At 28.0% G+C, this 18,594-nt stretch carries 21 protein-coding genes; 15 read left to right on the top strand and 6 right to left on the bottom strand.

Features of this window, described 5'->3' with window-relative positions:
- The first annotated feature begins 120 nt into the window (after positions 1-120).
- From LPB137_RS01005 to LPB137_RS00990, 4 genes are all read left to right on the top strand, one after another.
- Positions 121-2,484 (top strand): methyl-accepting chemotaxis protein, encoded by a 2,364-nt coding sequence (locus LPB137_RS01005; protein ID WP_076083202.1) that lies wholly within the window; start codon positions 121-123, stop codon positions 2,482-2,484.
- A 35-nt stretch (positions 2,485-2,519) separates the two neighbouring features.
- Entirely contained in the window at positions 2,520-3,557 is a 1,038-nt protein-coding gene (locus LPB137_RS01000) for an AbrB family transcriptional regulator (protein ID WP_076083199.1), read from the top strand.
- Between the two features lie 80 nt (positions 3,558-3,637).
- Positions 3,638-4,198 carry a cysteine hydrolase family protein gene (locus tag LPB137_RS00995; protein WP_076083196.1) on the top strand — a complete coding sequence of 187 codons (561 nt, stop codon included), beginning with the start codon at positions 3,638-3,640 and terminating at the stop codon, positions 4,196-4,198.
- A gap of 8 nt (positions 4,199-4,206) precedes the next feature.
- The gene (locus LPB137_RS00990; protein ID WP_076083193.1) at positions 4,207-4,890 is read left to right on the top strand and encodes a response regulator transcription factor; all 684 of its coding nucleotides are present in this window, start codon (positions 4,207-4,209) and stop codon (positions 4,888-4,890) included.
- 147 nt (positions 4,891-5,037) lie between these two features.
- Here the strand turns inward: LPB137_RS00990 and LPB137_RS14175 are convergent, their stop codons facing one another.
- Positions 5,038-5,235 carry a hypothetical protein gene (locus LPB137_RS14175; RefSeq protein WP_156981715.1) on the bottom strand — a complete coding sequence of 66 codons (198 nt, stop codon included), beginning with the start codon at positions 5,233-5,235 and terminating at the stop codon, positions 5,038-5,040.
- A 230-nt stretch (positions 5,236-5,465) separates the two neighbouring features.
- Here LPB137_RS14175 and LPB137_RS00985 point away from each other — a divergent pair, with 230 nt between their 5' ends.
- The 8 genes from LPB137_RS00985 (at position 5,466) to LPB137_RS00950 (ending at position 12,112) form a co-directional block, all read left to right on the top strand.
- Positions 5,466-5,921 carry a (2Fe-2S)-binding protein gene (locus LPB137_RS00985; RefSeq protein ID WP_076083190.1) on the top strand — a complete coding sequence of 152 codons (456 nt, stop codon included), beginning with the start codon at positions 5,466-5,468 and terminating at the stop codon, positions 5,919-5,921.
- A 1-nt stretch (position 5,922) separates the two neighbouring features.
- Positions 5,923-8,052 carry a molybdopterin cofactor-binding domain-containing protein gene (locus LPB137_RS00980; protein ID WP_076083188.1) on the top strand — a complete coding sequence of 710 codons (2,130 nt, stop codon included), beginning with the start codon at positions 5,923-5,925 and terminating at the stop codon, positions 8,050-8,052.
- Between the two features lie 3 nt (positions 8,053-8,055).
- A complete protein-coding gene (locus tag LPB137_RS00975) occupies positions 8,056-8,943 on the top strand; it encodes an XdhC family protein (protein WP_076083185.1) in 888 nt (295 codons plus the stop codon).
- Positions 8,930-9,523, top strand: coding sequence for a nucleotidyltransferase family protein (locus LPB137_RS00970; RefSeq protein ID WP_076083182.1), 594 nt, complete (start codon positions 8,930-8,932; stop codon positions 9,521-9,523). The genes LPB137_RS00975 and LPB137_RS00970 overlap by 14 nt, the downstream gene beginning before the upstream one ends.
- Before the next feature lie 244 nt (positions 9,524-9,767).
- Entirely contained in the window at positions 9,768-10,304 is a 537-nt protein-coding gene (locus LPB137_RS00965) for a DUF1439 domain-containing protein (RefSeq protein ID WP_076083180.1), read from the top strand.
- 81 nt (positions 10,305-10,385) lie between these two features.
- A complete protein-coding gene (gene luxS / locus LPB137_RS00960; RefSeq protein ID WP_076083177.1) occupies positions 10,386-10,901 on the top strand; it encodes an S-ribosylhomocysteine lyase in 516 nt (171 codons plus the stop codon).
- Between the two features lie 5 nt (positions 10,902-10,906).
- Positions 10,907-11,350, top strand: coding sequence for a hypothetical protein (locus LPB137_RS00955; RefSeq protein WP_076083174.1), 444 nt, complete (start codon positions 10,907-10,909; stop codon positions 11,348-11,350).
- A gap of 15 nt (positions 11,351-11,365) precedes the next feature.
- Positions 11,366-12,112, top strand: coding sequence for a tRNA (5-methylaminomethyl-2-thiouridine)(34)-methyltransferase MnmD (locus LPB137_RS00950; RefSeq protein ID WP_076083171.1), 747 nt, complete (start codon positions 11,366-11,368; stop codon positions 12,110-12,112).
- A 22-nt stretch (positions 12,113-12,134) separates the two neighbouring features.
- Here the strand turns inward: LPB137_RS00950 and LPB137_RS00945 are convergent, their stop codons facing one another.
- Positions 12,135-12,629, bottom strand: coding sequence for a hypothetical protein (locus tag LPB137_RS00945; protein WP_076083168.1), 495 nt, complete (start codon positions 12,627-12,629; stop codon positions 12,135-12,137).
- A 184-nt stretch (positions 12,630-12,813) separates the two neighbouring features.
- On the opposite strand from LPB137_RS00945, the gene LPB137_RS00940 reads away from it, so the two are divergent.
- From LPB137_RS00940 to LPB137_RS00930, 3 genes are all read left to right on the top strand, one after another.
- Positions 12,814-13,863, top strand: coding sequence for a CNNM domain-containing protein (locus LPB137_RS00940; protein ID WP_076083165.1), 1,050 nt, complete (start codon positions 12,814-12,816; stop codon positions 13,861-13,863).
- Positions 13,864-13,968: 105 nt separating this feature from the next.
- Positions 13,969-14,646 carry a type 1 glutamine amidotransferase domain-containing protein gene (locus LPB137_RS00935; protein ID WP_076083162.1) on the top strand — a complete coding sequence of 226 codons (678 nt, stop codon included), beginning with the start codon at positions 13,969-13,971 and terminating at the stop codon, positions 14,644-14,646.
- Positions 14,647-14,755: 109 nt separating this feature from the next.
- The gene (locus tag LPB137_RS00930; RefSeq protein ID WP_076083159.1) at positions 14,756-15,631 is read left to right on the top strand and encodes an AraC family transcriptional regulator; all 876 of its coding nucleotides are present in this window, start codon (positions 14,756-14,758) and stop codon (positions 15,629-15,631) included.
- A 7-nt stretch (positions 15,632-15,638) separates the two neighbouring features.
- Here the strand turns inward: LPB137_RS00930 and LPB137_RS00925 are convergent, their stop codons facing one another.
- The 4 genes from LPB137_RS00925 to LPB137_RS00910 form a co-directional block, all read right to left on the bottom strand.
- Positions 15,639-16,784: an iron-containing alcohol dehydrogenase gene (locus LPB137_RS00925; protein ID WP_076083156.1), complete on the bottom strand. Its 1,146-nt coding sequence runs from the start codon at positions 16,782-16,784 to the stop codon at positions 15,639-15,641.
- Between the two features lie 162 nt (positions 16,785-16,946).
- A complete protein-coding gene (locus LPB137_RS00920; protein WP_237671630.1) occupies positions 16,947-17,828 on the bottom strand; it encodes an IS3 family transposase in 882 nt (293 codons plus the stop codon).
- Positions 17,825-18,121: a transposase gene (locus tag LPB137_RS00915; protein WP_076083151.1), complete on the bottom strand. Its 297-nt coding sequence runs from the start codon at positions 18,119-18,121 to the stop codon at positions 17,825-17,827. Before LPB137_RS00915 ends, LPB137_RS00920 begins: the two co-directional genes overlap by 4 nt.
- A gap of 61 nt (positions 18,122-18,182) precedes the next feature.
- Complete coding sequence (locus LPB137_RS00910; RefSeq protein ID WP_076083148.1) at positions 18,183-18,428, bottom strand: hypothetical protein; 246 nt, start codon at positions 18,426-18,428, stop codon at positions 18,183-18,185.
- Positions 18,429-18,594: the final 166 nt, after the last annotated feature.

Here is an 18,594-nt window from a genome sequence, read left to right as displayed (position 1 = left end):
ACCATACACCATAAATACTAATACAAAACTCAGAAAAATTATTTTTTATGTTTAATCTCAAATTTTACTATTCTTATGTTATTATATTACATAAAAGTAACTTTTTAGAAGGATGTTATAATGTTTAAAAATGGTTCAATAAAGATAAAATTATTATCAACAATAATAGGTTCAATGGTATTAATAACAGTAATTATGTTAGCTCAATCAATTATTAGTTTAAAATCCACATCAAATTCAATAATAGAAAAATCAAGCTCTAGTGCTTTTAAAGCAAAGGAAGAAGAGTTAAAAAACTATGTTTCTCTAGCATATAAAACAATTGAATCATATCATGAAAGAACTGCACAAGATAAAATACAAGCTGAAGTTGAAAATTATTTATTAGAACAAACAAATTTTATTTTTACTATTATAAATAGTGAATATAATAAATATAAAGACACACTTTCAAATGAAGAATTAAAACAAAGAATAAAATCAATTATTTCAGCATCAAGATTTGGAGAAAGTGGTTATTTTTTTGCATATAATCCAAATGGTATTAATATGGTTCATCCTATTAAACCCTCATTAGAAGGTAAAGATTTATCAAAATTAAAAGATACAAATGGTGTGATGATTATCCAAGAACTTTTAAAAGCAGGAAAATCTGAAAAAGCAGATGGATTTATTACATATTTATGGCCAAAACCAGGCTTTGAGAAAGACCAATTAAAAGTCTCTTATGTAAAAATGTTTAAACCTCTAAATTGGATTATAGGAACAGGGTCATACTTAACTGATGTAGAAGAAAAAATGAAAGCTGAAGCATTAGATGCAATTTCAAAAATGAAATATGGTAAAAATGGTTATTATTGGATTAATGATTCGAATCATGTTGTTTTAATGCATGGTGCTAAACCTGAATTAGCAGGAAAAAACCTTTATGATTTTAAAGATAAGAAAGGTAAGTATTTATATAGAGAAATTGTAAAAAGTACAAATGAAAAAAAAGAAGGTTCATTAGTAAAATACTATTGGGGAATACCAGGAAAAACTGGAGAATTTGAAAAATTCTCATATGTAAAAAAATTCGAGCCTTGGGATTTTATAATAGGAACAGGTTCATACGTTACTGAAATTGAAGAAAAAGTAGCACAGATGAATGAAGAGACTAATGAGAGTATTGATAGTAGTATAGTTTCTATTGTTACACAAATTATTATTGTAATTGTAATTATTTCGTTTTTAATTATTCTATTTATGAAAAAAATTATATTTACTCCATTAACAAACTTTCAAAATGGATTATTAAGCTTTTTTAAATATGTTAATAAAGAAGAAAAAGAGATAAAAAGTTTAGTTATTACATCAAATGATGAAATTGGACAAATGTCTACACTAATTAATGAAAATATAGAAAAGACAAAAAACATTATTGAGCAAGATAATGTTTTAATTAATGATGTAAAAGATATAGTAAACCATGTAGGAGAAGGTTTCTTAGAAAAAAGAATTTCTAGTTCGACAAATAATGAATCCTTAGAAGAGTTAAAATCATTATTAAATAATATGCTTGATAATGTACAAACTTTAGTAGGAACTAATATTAACGCACTAAGCGATGTTTTAGAACAATATGCAAAAAGAAACTTTACTGAAAAGATTGATCCTACAAATAGTGGAAAAATTGGTAATGATATTATAAATATGAATAAAATGATAACGAAAATTTTACAAGATAATCAAAATGATGGACAAAGTTTACAAAAACGCTCTGAAGAATTAACATCAAATGTAAATATCTTAAACCAAAATGCAAATAGTCAAGCTGCTTCATTAGAAGAAACAGCTGCATCTATAGAAGAGATTACTGGAAATATTAAACAAACAAGTGAAAAAGCACATGAAATGTTAGCAATTTCTAGAAAAACTCAAAACTCTGCAAATATTGGAAAAGACTTAGCAACTAAAACTGTAAATTCTATGGATGATATTAATGAAACGGTTATAGCAATTAATGACGCAATTTCAGTAATTGACCAAATTGCTTTCCAAACAAATATTCTTTCATTAAATGCAGCTGTAGAAGCAGCAACTGCAGGAGAAGCTGGCAAAGGCTTTGCAGTTGTAGCAGCAGAAGTAAGAAATCTTGCGAGTAGAAGTGCAGAAGCCGCAAAAGAGATTAAAGACTTAGTTGAATCAGCTACGATAAAAGCAAATGAAGGAAAAGAAATAAGTTCTTCAATGATTGAAGGCTTTACTGAACTTGAAGCAAGAATTGAAGAAACAAGTCACTTAATTGATGATGTTTCAAATGCAGCTCAAGAACAAAATACAGGAATGACACAAATAAGTGACGCAGTAAATCAATTAGATAAATTTACGCAACAAAATGCTTCTGTAGCAGATAGAACCAACACAATTGCAATGGAAACAAATAAGAGTGCAAATGATACAGTTGCAAAGGTAAGAGAAAACGATTTTGACGGAAAAAGTTAAAACAAACTTAATATAAAAACTAAAAAAGAGAGTACATGACTATTATAAAACCTTTATTTAAAATGTCATTTACTCTTTTTATTGCAAGCTTAGGCTCAATATTTTTCATATATTTATCACTTCCTTTACCTTGGCTTTTAGGTTCTATTTTTGCTTCTGCAATTTTAATGAGATTTGAAAATCTTCCAATACAAACTCCTAAAATATTTTCAACTCCTGCACGAATTATGATTGGTCTTACAATTGGTAGCGCTTTTACTCCTGAAATTTTGCAGTTTTTAGATGTGTATTTTTTAAGTTTATTACTTATAATTCCCTACTCTATTTTGACTATTATTTTGGGAATGTATTATTATCACAGATTTATAGGCTTTGATAAAAAGACTGCATATTTATCTTCAATGCCAGGTGGTGTTATTGAAATGGTAATCATAGGTGAGCAAATAAAAGCAGATATATCAAAGATAACACTAGTTCAATCATCACGATTATTTTTTGTAGTAGTTTCTCTCCCTTTTATAATTCAATATATTTTTCATATTGATATTAGTGGAAATAAAATCATAACAACTCCAATAATAAATATTGATTTATTTGAATTAACAATACTATTATTTGCAGGTACACTTGCGGGAATGCTTGCAAAAAAAGTTAATATGTCAGCAGCTTTTCTAATGGGACCTATGATAATTAGTATCCTTTTACATTCAAGTGGGTTAATTCATACTCCAATGCCTGATGAGTTTTTAAAGTTTGTACAAGTCGTATTTGGAACAATTATAGGTTTTACTTTTAAAGGTGTGGAATTTAAAACTATCGTAAAAACTTTAGTTTCAACTTTTGGACATTTTATAATTCTTGCAATAACCTCAGCATCTTTTATATTTTTAGCTTCTGTATTATTCGATTTTCCAATAGAATCAATTCTTCTAGCTTTCTCTCCAGGAGGACAAGCGGAGATAAACCTAATAGCCATACTAATTGCTGCAAATGTTCCATATATTACTTTACATCATATTGTAAGGCTTTTAATTGTTATGAATCTTGCTCCCATTTTTGCTAAAAAATTGTAAAAATATATAATCCTTCTTTTTTCCCTCTATTAATTTATATACTTTTAGTTAGAACAATTAAAAAAATAAAAGGAAAGATAATGGAAAATACAGCTTTAATAATCATAGATTTACAAAATGACTACTTTGGAAGCATCAAAGATGCAAAATGGCCTTTATACAAAACAGAAGAAGCCGCAGAAAATACATTAAAAATTCTTACAAAAGCAAGAGAAAAAAACTTAAAAATTGTTCATGTAAGACATGAATTTCAAGGAGATAATCCTCCATTTTTTGCTCCAAATACAAAAGGTTCTACAATTCATGAATCTTTAACTCCAAAAGAAAATGAATCTCAAGTTTTAAAAAATGGTGTAAATGCTTTTTTAAACACAGATTTAAAAGCTATTTTGGATGAGTCTAATATTACAAATGTTATCATCGTTGGAGCAATGTCATATATGTGCATCGATGCAGTGACAAGAGCCGCTAGTGATTATGGATATAATTGCTTTTTAGCACATGATGCTTGTGCTACAAGCAATATAGAGTTTAACGGTGTAAAAGTAGAAGCTAAATTAGCTCATGCCACAATTATGGCAGCACTTAGTTTTGCTTATGCAAATGTACAAACAAGTGAAGAAATATTAAAACAAATATAAGGAAATAAATGGAACTTAGTGATTTATCTGTACTTTATATCATGGATAATCAATACAAAGAAGAGAAGCTATATTCCCTTCTTTGCGAGAGTGTAAAAAAAGTTAGTTGCACTACAAATATAGATGATGCAAAGTTACAATATATCAAACAATCTCCTTGCTTAATCATAATTGATAGTAATTTTGAAAATAAAGATATTATTGACTTTTTAGTTGAACTTAGAAAAGATGATATAAAAACTGCTTTTATAGTAATCTCAAATAATAAAGACAATCAATATCTAAGCCAATTATTAGAACTCTATATTACAAAGTATTTGATAAAACCTTTTAAAAGTGAAATTTTAATTCAAGCACTAAACAAATGTATGGAAATCATAGAACGTCGTATATATAGTAACTTTAAAATATCTGACGATATGTTTTTCAATTTCCAAACTCAAAGTATCATCAAAAACAATGAATCATTTGTATTAAATAAAAAAGAGAGCTTACTTCTTAATTTATTAATACAAAATCAAGGAAGAATTATTTCTTATGAAGAAATAGAATACACTATATGGAATAATGAATGCACAAGTGCTGCATTAAAATCTCTTATTAGAGATTTGAGAAAAAAGACTGATAAAAATATTATTGTGAATTATTCGGGAATTGGTTATAAATTAGAACTACAAAAAATTAGTATTTAATAACGTTTTGAGTCACTATTATATAATCATAGACACTATATAATAGTTTAAAAATTATCAGAAGTTCAAAACCTACAGGTTATTAAACTTATTCTATAAAGTATTAACTTAGAACAATTTAATTTATCTTAATATAATGTTTTTTATTTATTTTAAGTCTATAAATGAACCCAAAGCAAATAAAATTGAGACTGAAACTAATACTGTTGCAAGAACATGAAAAAGACCAACTGCAGCTGGATTTATACATGAAGTTTCTCGAAGATATATCACAATGGGACACAATAGTTCATTATTAGAGAGGGTAAAAGCATTAGCACCAAAATATGAAAATGCATATCCCATACCTAAAAAAGTACTGCCTAAATGGATAACTTGGCTTATTTCTCCACTTGTTGATAAAGTAATTACAAGAAAATTGTAAGTAATAATATAAATATTAAATATTTTGCAGATAACTCAAAAATTAAAAGAGGATGTTAAATTTGTAGAATTTGATATGAAATTTGTATTTTTTAGTATGGTAAGTATGGAATATTATGGTTAATATATTATAAAAAATAAAAAGGAAAACTATGTCAATAAAATTAACAGTTGATGAAAAAGTTTATTCAGTTGATGTATCTCCTGATACTCCACTTCTATGGGTATTAAGAGACAGCTTAAATCTAACAGGTACAAAGTTTGGATGTGGAGTTGGTCAATGTGGAGCATGTACAGTATTAATGGATGAAGAATCTGTTAGGAGTTGTGCAACGCCAATTAGCACAGTTGGTAATGCAAGAATTACCACTATTGAAACAAAAGAAGATAAAACAGTACATAATCTTCAAAAATTTTGGGTAAAAGAAGATGTTGTTCAATGTGGATATTGTCAATCAGGACAAATAATGAATGCGGCAGGACTTTTAAAGAAAAACCCAAACCCAAATGATGATGAGATTATATCAGCAATGGATGGAAATATTTGTAGATGTGGAACATATAATAAAATCAAAACAGCAATAAAAGCTGCTACAAAGGAAGTGTAAAATGGAAAGAAGAGATTTTTTAAAAACTACGTCACTTACAGCATCTGCATTTGTTATTGGTTTTTATATTCCAAGTAAATCAAGAGCAGAAGATACAAAAGAAGTAGCCTTACAACCAAATGCTTTTGTTGAAATAAATTCTGATAATACAATTAATTTTATTATGGGACAAGTTGAAATGGGTCAAGGTACATATACAACTTTAGCTATGTGTATTGCAGAAGAGTTAAATGTAAATTGGGAAGAGATTAACTTCAAAGCTGCAACAGTTGCTCCTGTATATAATCATTTTTATGGTCCACTTATGATTACAGGTGGTTCAAGTTCTATTGTTGCAAAACAGTTAGAAATGAGAAAAATAGGTTCTGCTTTAAATATTATGATAAAAGAAGCTGCTTCTAAAAAATGGAAAGTAAGAGCTTATGATGTTGAAACAAAAGATTCAAAAGTAACAAATAAAAGAACAAAAGAAGAGTTTACTTTTGGGCAGTTAGTATCTGATTTAGCTTCAATCAAAGTTCCAAAAGATCCTAAAATTAAAAATTTAAATGATTGTACAATTGTAGGAAAACCTCACTCAAGACATCCTAAAGAAGCTTGGGCAAAAGTTACTGGTAATGCTGATTTTGGTTTAGATATTAGAGTTGATGGACTTAAGTATGCTGCTGTACTTCACCCCACAGTATTTGGAGCAAAAGTTAAAAGCTTTGATGCAAGTAATGTAGAAAAAAGAAAAGGTGTAATCAAAGTTAAGCAAATTCCAACAGGTATTGCAGTTATTGCAGACTCTTGGTATGTAGCAAAAGAGGCTTTAAATGATTTAAAAGTTGAATGGGACTTAGGAGAATTTTCTAAGGTAAATACTAAATCTATGGATGAAGAGTACTCTTCACTTATGGAAAAAGATGGTGCATCAATGAGAAAAGATGGTGATTCTGCAAAAGCATTTAAAGAAGCAAAAAAAGTTATCGAACTTAATTATAACTTTCCTTTTCTTGCTCATGCACCAATGGAACCTTTAAGTTTTGCAGCACATCATAAAAAGGGGAAAGCAACACTTTGGTCAACAGCACAATCACAAACTTTAGCTTTTGCTGCAGCACTAAAAGTTCTTGGAGTTGAAGCTTCAAACATTACATATAATACACCTTATTTAGGTGGAGCTTTTGGTCGAAGAGGTGCAATTAACCTTGATTTTGTACTTGAAGGACTTTTTGTAGCAAAAGATGAAGGTTATCCTATTTTAACTTTATGGACAAGAGAAGATGATATTAAACTTGGAAGTTATAGACCAAAATATAAAAACAAAGTTAAACTAGCATTAGATGAACATGGCGATATTACTGCTTTTGATGCAAAAGTGGTAAGCCAATCAATATTCAAAGGTTCACCTTTTGAAGGCTTTGGATTTAAAGATGGTGTAGATGGGGCACAAAAAGAAGGCTTAGCTTCTCATCCTTATAGTATTGAGAATCATGATATGCAAGCATATATTACAAGCTCACCTATTCCTGTATTATGGTGGAGATCCGTAGGACATACTCAATCTGCTCAAACAGTTGAGTGTAGTATTGACCAAGCGGCATATTATGCAAAAAAAGACCCAATTGAATATAGAAAATCTATGTTAACAAATCAAAGATTTATAGACCTGCTTGATGATGTAGCTAAGAAATCTAACTGGAAAAATAGAAAAAAAGAGAAAAATGTAGGATATGGAGTAGCTATTGTTGAATCATTTGGCTCTATATGTGCTCAAGTTGCAAAAGTAAGAGTTTCAAAAGATAGCTATAAAGTTGAAAAAGTTTGGTGTTCAGTTGATTGTGGATTTGCATTTAATCCTCAAAATGTTGAAAATCAAATGGTTGGAGGTATTAATTTTGGTCTTGCAACACTTTTAAGTAGTGAAATTACAATAAAAGATGGAGCAACTATTCAAAGCAACTTCTATGATTATACAGTTACAAGAATTTCTGATGTACCTGATATTGAAGTAAGTATTATTAACTCTGGTGAAAAAATTGGTGGTATTGGTGAACCTGGAACTCCTCCAATTTTAGCTGCCGTTCCAAATGCAATCTTTGATGCAACAGGTAAGTTGTATACTTCAATGCCCATAAAAATGGGATAAAAAATGTTTTCAAATAAAGAGTTTTTGAAATTTATAGAAGATTCTAGAAGAAAAGCTTTAGATATAGTTGTAGCTAGTGTTATCCAAACACAAGGCTCTACTTATGCTAAAGCAGGGAATATGCTACTTGTAAACTCAATTGGAGAGTTTATAGGTGTTTTAGGAAGTCCTTTCTTACATAATAAGATTTTAGAAGCTTCAAAAGATATTTTTAATAGCAAAGAATCCTATATATTTGAATCTATTCCTCAAGATGAATCATCTGGACATGGACATAGTAAATATTTTCTGCAGCCTTTTTTTTTAAGTGAAAACTATGGAGTAGTAGGATTAGCAAAAGAGAATATAGGAAAAACACTAGTTCGTTCAACTAAAGATAATAGTTACAAGATTCTTGATGAAAAATGTGATACTAAACTTGAAAATGATGAGTTTTATCAAACTATTGAGTCTCCTTATAATTTATTAATTTTTGGCTCAGGAGCCCATGTAAAATCACTTATTTCAATGGCAAATTTAATGGCTTGGAAAACAACGGTGATAGATCTAAAGATAAAAGAATATGTAAACGAAGCAGATGAACTAATAGAATTAGAAAAAGTAGAAGATATTCTAACAATGGATTTAAGCTCTTATAATGCTTCAGTTATATTAAGTCATAGTCCAAAAACTGATGATATTTATTTAAAAGCTTTACTTAATTCAAATGCAGAATATATTGGAATGATGGGGAATAAAAAGAATATGAAAAGAAAAATTGAACAGTTTAAATTAGAAAATGATAAAAGATTTTTTGCTCCAGTTGGCTTTGATATTGGAGGGAATACTCATCAAGCAATAGCTCTTTCAATATGTTCTCAAATAGAGGCAAAGAAAAATGGAAAAATCTGATAACTTGACAATTTTAATTCTTGCTGCAGGTTCATCAAAAAGATTAGGAGAACCTAAACAACTTATAAGAGTTAAAGACAAATCTTTGTTAGAAAAAGCAATTGAAAATGCTTTGAAACTTACTTCAAGTATAGTTGTAGTTTTAGGATATAAGAGTGAAGAAATAAGAAAAGAGATAAAAGATTTACCTGTTTCAATAATTGTAAATTCAAATTATAAAGAAGGTATGGGAAGTTCAATTTCTTATGCTATGAAAAATATTCCTCTTACAGAAAATGTTTTACTTATGCTTTGTGATCAACCTTTAATACCTAACTCTCATTACGAAAAGTTGATTGAAAAGTCTGTAATAAATAAGAGTAAAATTGTTTGTTCAAAATATTATAATAGATTTGCTGTTCCTTCAATATTTCCTAAAAAATATTTTAAGCATTTAATTGAATTAAATGCTGATTATGGTGCAAGAAAATTCTTGGAGAATAATCCTGTAGAATTTGTAGAACTTGATAATAAACTTGCTTTAGATATTGATACACTAGAAGATAAAGAGTTTTATTTAAATAAAATAATATGGAAATGAGATAACTGTATCAGAAAATTTCAAAGAGTATGTTCTTGAGGATTCTGATAAATTTGTAGAGTGGGCAGAGGAATCAGTAGAAGTTCAAAAAAGAAATTAATAGTTTCAACAATATACATTTAAAAATATATATGTCCTGGAATCTCTTACTTTTAGAACAGTTTTTTGGAAAGGTAGTAATATCAGGTAAAGTTCAACAAATAAAATGTTACAATTGCGAAATTATCATAACAAAAGGTAAAAAATGTTTGCTTTCAAAAAGACGCAATTACTACTTATTATTTCACTTTTAGTTTTATTTTCAGGATGTATAAATAATATTAGTAAAGAGGGTTTAACCTTAAATATCAATCCAAATGAATTAAATATGCAAGCAAATATTTTTCCAATCAAAAAAGATTTTACTCTTGCAAATATTATTGTTAACAAACCTAGTTTAGGTATAAGTGAGAATCAAATCACTGCAATTGTTGGTTTAGATTTAAAAGCATTTTTTATTCCTGATTCAACTGCAACACTTGCTATTGCAGGCGAACCATATTTTGTAAAAGAAAAAAATGCACTCTTTTTAAGAAACATCTCAATTAATGATATAAGTTTTGAAAACAATCAAATTTCACAAAGCTTTTCATCTGAACTCATTTCAATATTAGACCCACTTCTTAATGAATTATTTAAAAATATTCCAATTTATAAAATCAAAGAAGATTCATATAAAAGTACTTTAGTTAAAGATGTGAAGGTAATAAATTCAGAACTTCTTGTTACTTTTGGTTTGTAAAATCAGCTACTTAAACAAGTTTTGATATAATCTCAAATTAAATACAAACATATTTATATAAAAAATTAAAGGAATTAAATCATGCCATTATTAGACAGTTTTAGAGTTGATCATACAATTATGCCAGCACCAGCAGTAAGAGTTGCAAAAACAATGAAATCACCATCAGGTGATATTATCACAGTTTTTGATTTAAGATTTTGTGTACCAAATGAGTCAATGTTAAGTGAAAAAGGTATTCATACTTTAGAGCACTTATTTGCAGGATTTATTAGAAATCATTTAAATAGTGATACAGTAGAAATCATTGATGTTTCACCAATGGGTTGTAGAACTGGTTTTTACATGAGTTTATTAGGAAGTCCTGATGAAGCAACAGTTGGTAAGGCTTGGAGAGCCGCAATGCAAGATGTTATTGAAGTTAAGAAACAAGATGATATTCCTGAATTAAACATTTTCCAATGTGGAACATGTGAAATGCATTCACTTTCTGAAGCAAAAGAAATTGCACAAAATATCTTAAATAGTGATATTGGTGTAATGTCAAATGAAGATTTATATCTTTCTGATGAAAAGTTAACTTCACTAGGAAACTAGTTTAAATGGAACAAAAACTATCACTATTTAAAGAGTTATTTGCAGATTATATTAATATTGCAATCTTACATATTGATAACTCTTTGGGTTTAGTTGATTCTGCGTTAGAGCAAGTGCGAAAAAAAAATGAAGGGAATATAAAATATATTCCTTTTGAAGATGAATCCTCTGCAAAGCTTCGTGCAACAGCAAGAGAATACGAATACATAGTATTAGGAAATATTTTATCTTATTGTCCAAATAAAAAAGAGATTTTAAAGCTTATGTATAAAGCTATTGAAAATTCAGGAAACATTATAATTTTAGAGAAAATTGAAAACAATAACAGATATGAGATTTTAGACTTATTAGAAGAGTTAGGATTTCAAGCTGGGAATTGTATTGAACTTTTTGATGATACTTATATTTTCACTGCAAAAAAAATGCATCATTGGGACAATGGTCTTTAAAAATGGTTTCAAACTTTGCAAGATAACATAAACAGTGTTGTGCAAACCAAAGATGGTTCGCACACACTTTTCTCACAAAAGTACAATCAACATTATCATAATCCCGATGATGGAGCAATCAATGAATCCCTTACAAAACACATACTTCCAACTTTTAAATATCATGAAAATAAAAAAGAATTAAAAATCCTAGATATCTGTTTTGGAATTGGATATAACACTTTTTCAACAATTTATCATATTAAAAAAAATAAATTAAATAAAAAAGTAAGTATTTATTCACCTGAACTTGATGGTAATCTTGTCTCTTCACTACAAAACTTTGATTTTCCAAAAGAGTTTGAAGATATAAAACATATTATAAAAGAAGTAACTAAAAATCTAAAATATGAAGATGAAGATATAAAAATTGAAGTAAATATTGGTGATGCAAGAGAATATATAAAAACATTAGAAAAACAAAGCTTCGATATTATATACCAAGATGCTTTTTCTTCTGAAGTTAATGTTGAATTATGGACAAAAGAGTATTTTGATGATATCTATAGGCTTTGTAATGATACTTGTGTTATGAGCTCTTATTCTGTTGCTACACCTATTAGATTATCAATGAATGAAGCTGGTTTTTTTATCTATGAATATAGACCAGAAAAAAGAAAAATTACACTTGCAACTAAAAGCAAAAAAGATGTTTTAGGAAAGTTTATTGATATGGATTTAAAAAGACAAAGAAACAAAGAAGCAAAAGCTATTTATGATTAAACTTGAAATAATTTAGAAGAGTTTACTCTGCTAAATTATCTAAAATGTACTTTTCAAGCTCTCTCTTTGGAACTTCTTCTTTTAAAGAACGTTCAAATATCTCTTCAATTTTTTCTGAATATTCTTCATATGAAAAGAAAGGAAAGTGTAGTTTCCATGATTTTTTAATAAGTTCAATAGTAATATCATCTCTCATTTTTGCTCTAAAGAAATTAAATCCAATAAAAATTATTGCAGTAATAACAACAGCTCCAATTATAGAAATATGAGAATCAATTTTTGCTAGTGGCTTATGAGTAAGAAGGGAAAGAGGTACTAAAATGGATAAAATCAAACCTGTATATACAATATAAGCACGAGTTAGTTTTAATCTAAATCCTAATTTAGCAGGATCCACATGCATACCTTCTTTGTATTGTCTATTTGCAAGAAGCAAGTCTCTTAATAAAATTGGCTGCTTTGAAACAATATATATATAATCTAAAATTCTTTCTTTAAATGTTCTTTCTTTTGGCATATATAACCCTATGTATTAATTATAATCATTTTATCTAATAAAAGATAATAATTTGTTAATTTAAAATGATGAAATTTATTTCTTTACTACTTTAATTGTGAATAAAGTGTATTTCACTCATGATTTATGAATCCTTTGCTATGCTTTTATTATAATTACAACAAAATATTTTCTAGGATTTTAAATGTTAATACTTATTTACTTTTTATTAGCCGTAGGCGTCTCCTTTTTATGTTCTATTTTAGAAGCAGTTCTTCTGTCTATTACACCTTCACATATAAAGCTTGTAAAAAAAGAAAACAAAAAACTTGGCAAAGAAATGCTAAAACAGAAAAATAATATTGATTTTTCTATTGCTGCTATTTTAACACTTAATACTTTCGCTCATACATTAGGTGCAGCAGGAGTTGGGGCGGAAGCTGCCAAAGTATTTGGTGAAGACTACATGTTTTATATCTCTGCTATTCTTACTTTATTAATTTTAATTTTTTCTGAGATTATTCCTAAAACTTTAGGTGCGTATTATTGGAAAAGTTTATCTGGTTTCTCTACTAGAAGTATTAAATTTTTAATTTTTATTACTTATCCTTTACTTATTATTTTAAATAAAATTACACATTATATAACGCCAACGAATAAAGAAGTTATTACAAAAGAAGAGATTCTTGCAACTGCAAATATTGCAGAAGAAAGTGGTATCTTAAAAGAGAGTGAAAGCAGTGTAATTGAAAATCTTTTACAGTTAAATAATATTAAAGTAAGAGATATATTTACTCCAAGAAATGTACTTTTTTCAGTACAAAAAAATGATTTAATCAAAAGTTTCAAAGACCCTAGTATCTTGGATTTAGAAAAATTCAAAGAATATTCTAGAGTTCCTATTTATAATAATGGAATTGATGATATTATTGGTATAGTTATTTCTAAAGAGTATTTTCACGAATATATTAAAAATAAAATTAAAAATAAAGAAAAAATCATTAAACCTGTTTTTAGTGTAAATGAAAATGTGCCTATATCTAAATTAATCGATCTCTTTTTATTAAAAAAAGTACATATGTTTATTGTTGTAGATAATTATGAACAAACAAAAGGAGTTGTAACTCTAGAAGATGCTGTTGAAACACTTTTAGGTGTTGAAATTGTTGATGAACTTGATACAAATATTGATATGAGAGAAGTTGCTAGAACTAAAATGAGAGAAATAAGACGAATTAAAAACAATCAAATTTAAAATTTGTAGAAATTAACATGTTATTTAGATAATTGTATATTCCTTCATATTGAATATTATTTTATAATTATGCAAATACAAACTAATATAATAAAAGGAAAAAATATGAATATTCTTATAGTACTTACATCACATGATAGATTAGGCGACACAGATAATAAAACTGGATTTTGGTTAGAAGAGTTTGCATCTCCATATTACACATTATTAGATGCAGGAGCAACAATTACACTTGCAAGTCCAAAAGGTGGCTTACCACCTTTAGATCCTTCAAGTAATGCACCAGATTTTCAAACGCAAGCAACAAAAAGATTTGAAGCTGATGAGCAAGCAAACAAAATATTAGCAAATACGATTAAACTTTCAAGTGTAAAAGAAAGCGATTTTGATGCCGTTATGTATCCAGGAGGACATGGTCCTTTATGGGATTTAACTAACGATGAAGATTCTATTTCCTTAATTGAAGATTTTGTAAAAGCAAATAAACCAGTAGCTAGTGTATGTCATGCACCTTCTGTTTTATTAAATGTAAAACTAGAAAATGGTGATTATTTAGTAAAAGGCAAAAAAGTTACTGCATTTGCTAATACAGAAGAAGAAGCTGTACAACTTCAAGACATTGTTCCATTTTTACTTGAAGATGAATTAAAACAAAGAGGTGCTTTATATTCTAAAGTAGAGGATTGGAATTCATATTCAATAACTGATGGAAAACTAATCACAGGACAAAATCCAGCTTCTTCACAAGCTGTTGCAAAAGAACTTCTTAAACTTCTTTCATAAAATAAAAAAGGACTTGACACACAAGTCCTTTTTTGTAGAAATCAACACATTTTATAAATAATCTAACAAAGTTTTAACTATAATAAATAAAAAAATATTTGGAAATTTTATGGACAATAGAATATTAAAAGAAGCAAATAAACTTATAAAAGAAGATTCTCTAACAAGAACTAATATTAAAGGTGTGCATTTATATAAAACAACTACTTTTTTACCTAGAACTCCTTTAACTTACGATTTTTGTTTAGTTTTTGTACTACAAGGTAAAAAGATAGGTTATCTTCCCAATAGGAGGTTTGAGTATGACTGCAATAATTATCTTGTAGTACCAGCTGCACTTCCATTTGAGTGTGAAACAATTGCATCAAAAGAAGAACCTTATATATGTATTTTAATTGATATTAAAAAAGAACTTATGCATGATGTAATTTCATCTTTAAGTAAAGAAGATTCTAAAAAATGTAAGTTAGTACAAAGAGCTGTTTTTAGTGATAAAGTAACTATGGATTTAGAAGATTCAATTTACAGACTATTAAAAGCACTTCAATCAAAAGAAGAATCAGCAATTATAGGCGATGCAATTTTAAAAGAAATCTACTATAGAATTGCAATAGGAGAAAACTCTCACTTCTTACATAAAATGTTTTTAGAAAATAAAATGGAAGCAAAAATGACTAGAACATTAAAAACTATTCATAATCAATATAATGAACACTTAGATATTTCAACACTTGCTAAAGAAGAAGAAATGAGTGTATCCTCTTTTCATACACATTTTAAAAAAGTAACTACTCTTAGTCCCTTACAATATATTAAGAAAATTAGATTAAATAAGGCAAAAGATTTATTAACAAGGCAGAACTTTCAAGTAAATGAAACAGCCTATGCTACTGGATATGAGAGCTCATCACAGTTCTCTAAAGATTTTAAAAGTTATTATGGGTATCCACCAAAAGAAGCCAAAGCCTCTTTTGTGATTATCTAAAGATAGATTATTTCATAGCCATTTTAAGAATTTTTTCACAAATATCTAAAGTGATATTTTGATTCTCACCAATTGCAGTCATTCCATGAGCTTTTAGTGATGGAATGATAGTTTCAATAACTTTATCATCAACACTTTCGTAATCGTTTAGATTTGTTGTTACGCCAACACTTTGGTACATTTTTTCAATTGCAACAATAACTGCTTCATTATCATTTTTAATTCCAAAAACATTTTCACCCATTTGTGCTATTTTTTCACTTTTTTGCTCAATCATTACTCTTAATAATGATGGTTGAACAACAGCTAAACTTTGAGCATGGTCAACTCCATAAAAAGCAGTTAATTCATGTCCTATCATATGTGTTGCCCAATCTTGTGCAACTCCGGAACCAATAAAACCATTTAATGCTTGATTTGCAAGAAGCATTAAGTTCTCTTCCCAAATTGGATCTTTTCTATTATCCCAAGTATTTGCAAGAGTAAATAAACCTTTTAAGATAGTTTGGGCATATCCATCATGTAATAAAGACGTGTTTGGACATGTTAAGTATTGTTCACATGTATGAACGAATGCATCAACTAGTCCATTTGCAAGTTGTCTGTCTGATAATGTACTCATTACACTTGGATCTAAGACTGCAAATTTTGGGTATACAAAAGGTGAACCAAAAAATCTTTTTTCATTTGTTGATTTTTTTGAAACTACAGCGTTTCCATTTGATTCACTTCCTGTTGCAGGTAGTGTTAAAACAGCACCAAGAGGTAATGCTTTTTCTATAATTGCACTTCCATCTAAAAAAGCCCATCCATCTTCATCATAAAGTGCAGCTGCTGCTATATATTTTGAACCATCAATAACAGAGCCACCACCAACACCTAAGATAAAATCAACTTTTTCTTTTTTTGCAAGTTCTACTGCTTTTGATAAAGTTTCATAACTTGGATTTGCTTCAACTCCTGAAAACTCTATCCAATCAAAATCATTTAAAGCTTTTGATACTTCATCATAAACTCCATTTTTTTTAATTGAACCACCACCATAAACTACTAATATTTTATTGTCTTTATTTATATGTTTTACTATTGAAGCAATTTGACCTTTTCCAAAGTGAATTGCTGTTGGATTTGAATAATCGTAAATTAAACTCATAATATTTCCTTCATAATTTTTAATTTATGTATTATAGAAGAAATAAATATGAATTAGAATAGCTAATCCTATAAATTATATGTCAATTTATACAAATAAGCTATATTATCTTTTTTTCATTCTGGAGAGGTAACTAAAATTCATACACTTTTTTGCTTATCCCTAAGCCACCATTTCACTTTGTAACGCATTTTGTTTTTCTTCAAATTTAACAGGAGATAAATTTCCTACATAACTATGACTTCTAACTCTATTATAATAAAATTCAATATATTCAAATATCTCTTTTTTAGCTTGTTTCTTTGTATAAAAATATGTGTTATAAACTAATTCTTGTTTCAATGATTTAAAAAAACTCTCAGCAACAGAATTGTCCCAGCAATTGCCTTTTCGACTCATACTTTGTGTAATATTGTTTTTTAATAATAAATCTTTATGGCTATAAGAAGCATATTGTGAGCCTCTATCTGTGTGCCAAATGAGTCCAGAAGGTGGATTCCTATGAAGTATTGCCATACTTAATGCATCATTTACCAATGATACTTTCATCGTATCATCCATGCTCCAGCCAACTACTTTTCTTGAGTATAGGTCAATTACCGTTGCTAAATATAACCAGCCTTCACCTGTTGGAATGTAAGTAATATCCCCTACATATTTTTGATCTGGACTTGAAGCATAAAAGTCTCTATTTAAGATATTAGGTGCAATTGGCAGATTATGATTAGAATCAGTTGTATTTTTATATCTTCTTTTCATTTTAACTTTTAGATTTAAATCTTTCATGATATTTGAAATACGTCTTCTTGAAATAATTAATCCATATAATTCTTTTAGTTTATCTCTAATCCTACGAGTACCGTAGTTATTCCTACCTTGAAGAAAAATAATCTCAATTAATTCATTAAGTTTTTTATCTACTTTTTTTACAACAGACCCTGTTTTTATCCAATGGTAATAAGAAGATAAATCTACTTTAACAACTTTACACATAAGCTTAATGCTAAAACTCTTTTTATTCTCAAATATCCAAGCATACCTTATAGAGTTTCTTTTGCGAAGTATGCTGCTGCCTTTTTTAAAATGTCTCTTTCTTGTTTTAGTATTTTATTCTCACGTCTCAGTCGTTTTAGTTCTTCATTATCACTTTCTTTAGAAGAAGAATTTATATCTCGTATTGGTATATTATGAGCTTTTTTATATATAGTAACCCAATGATATAATGTCTTTGTATTTAAACCTAAATCTTTTGCTACTTTTACAACGCTTTCACCATCATTTAAAATTAATTGTACTGTGGAATCTTTGAACTCTTTACTGTATTTACTCTTTCTCATTTGTAACCTTTATTCATTTTATTTTATCTCAGAATTGTTAAATTCCGAGTATGAATTCATGTTACCACTCCATTCCTTTTGGCATACATACAAAATACTTATCATCAGGAGTATTCTGACAAGTTCCATTTAACGAGTCACCTCTTGGAGTTGTCATATTACAAGTATCACCACTATTTAATCCTTCACAAGCACTTATTGCTTCTTGTGGAGGAGTTCTTTTTTCTCTATCTTGACCATTTTGTGGTCCATTTGCAAAACTCAGTGTTGTACCTAGTAATAATATTGCTAAAAATATTCTATTCATCTTAATTCCTTTTAAATTTTGAAAAGTATATATCAAAGAATTAAATACACTTTAAATAAAAAGTTAATCAAAGTTAATACAAAAAGTTAAATAAGTTAAAATTATAATATTTATATAATTTAGTATTATAATTAAGCTTGATTTAATTAAAGAAGGTATAGAATAC

This window comes from Poseidonibacter parvus, from assembly GCF_001956695.1.
GTDB classification, from domain to species: domain Bacteria; phylum Campylobacterota; class Campylobacteria; order Campylobacterales; family Arcobacteraceae; genus Poseidonibacter; species Poseidonibacter parvus.
The sequence above is the reverse complement of the archived record's forward strand: the minus strand, read 5'-3'. Positions and strand labels throughout refer to the sequence as shown.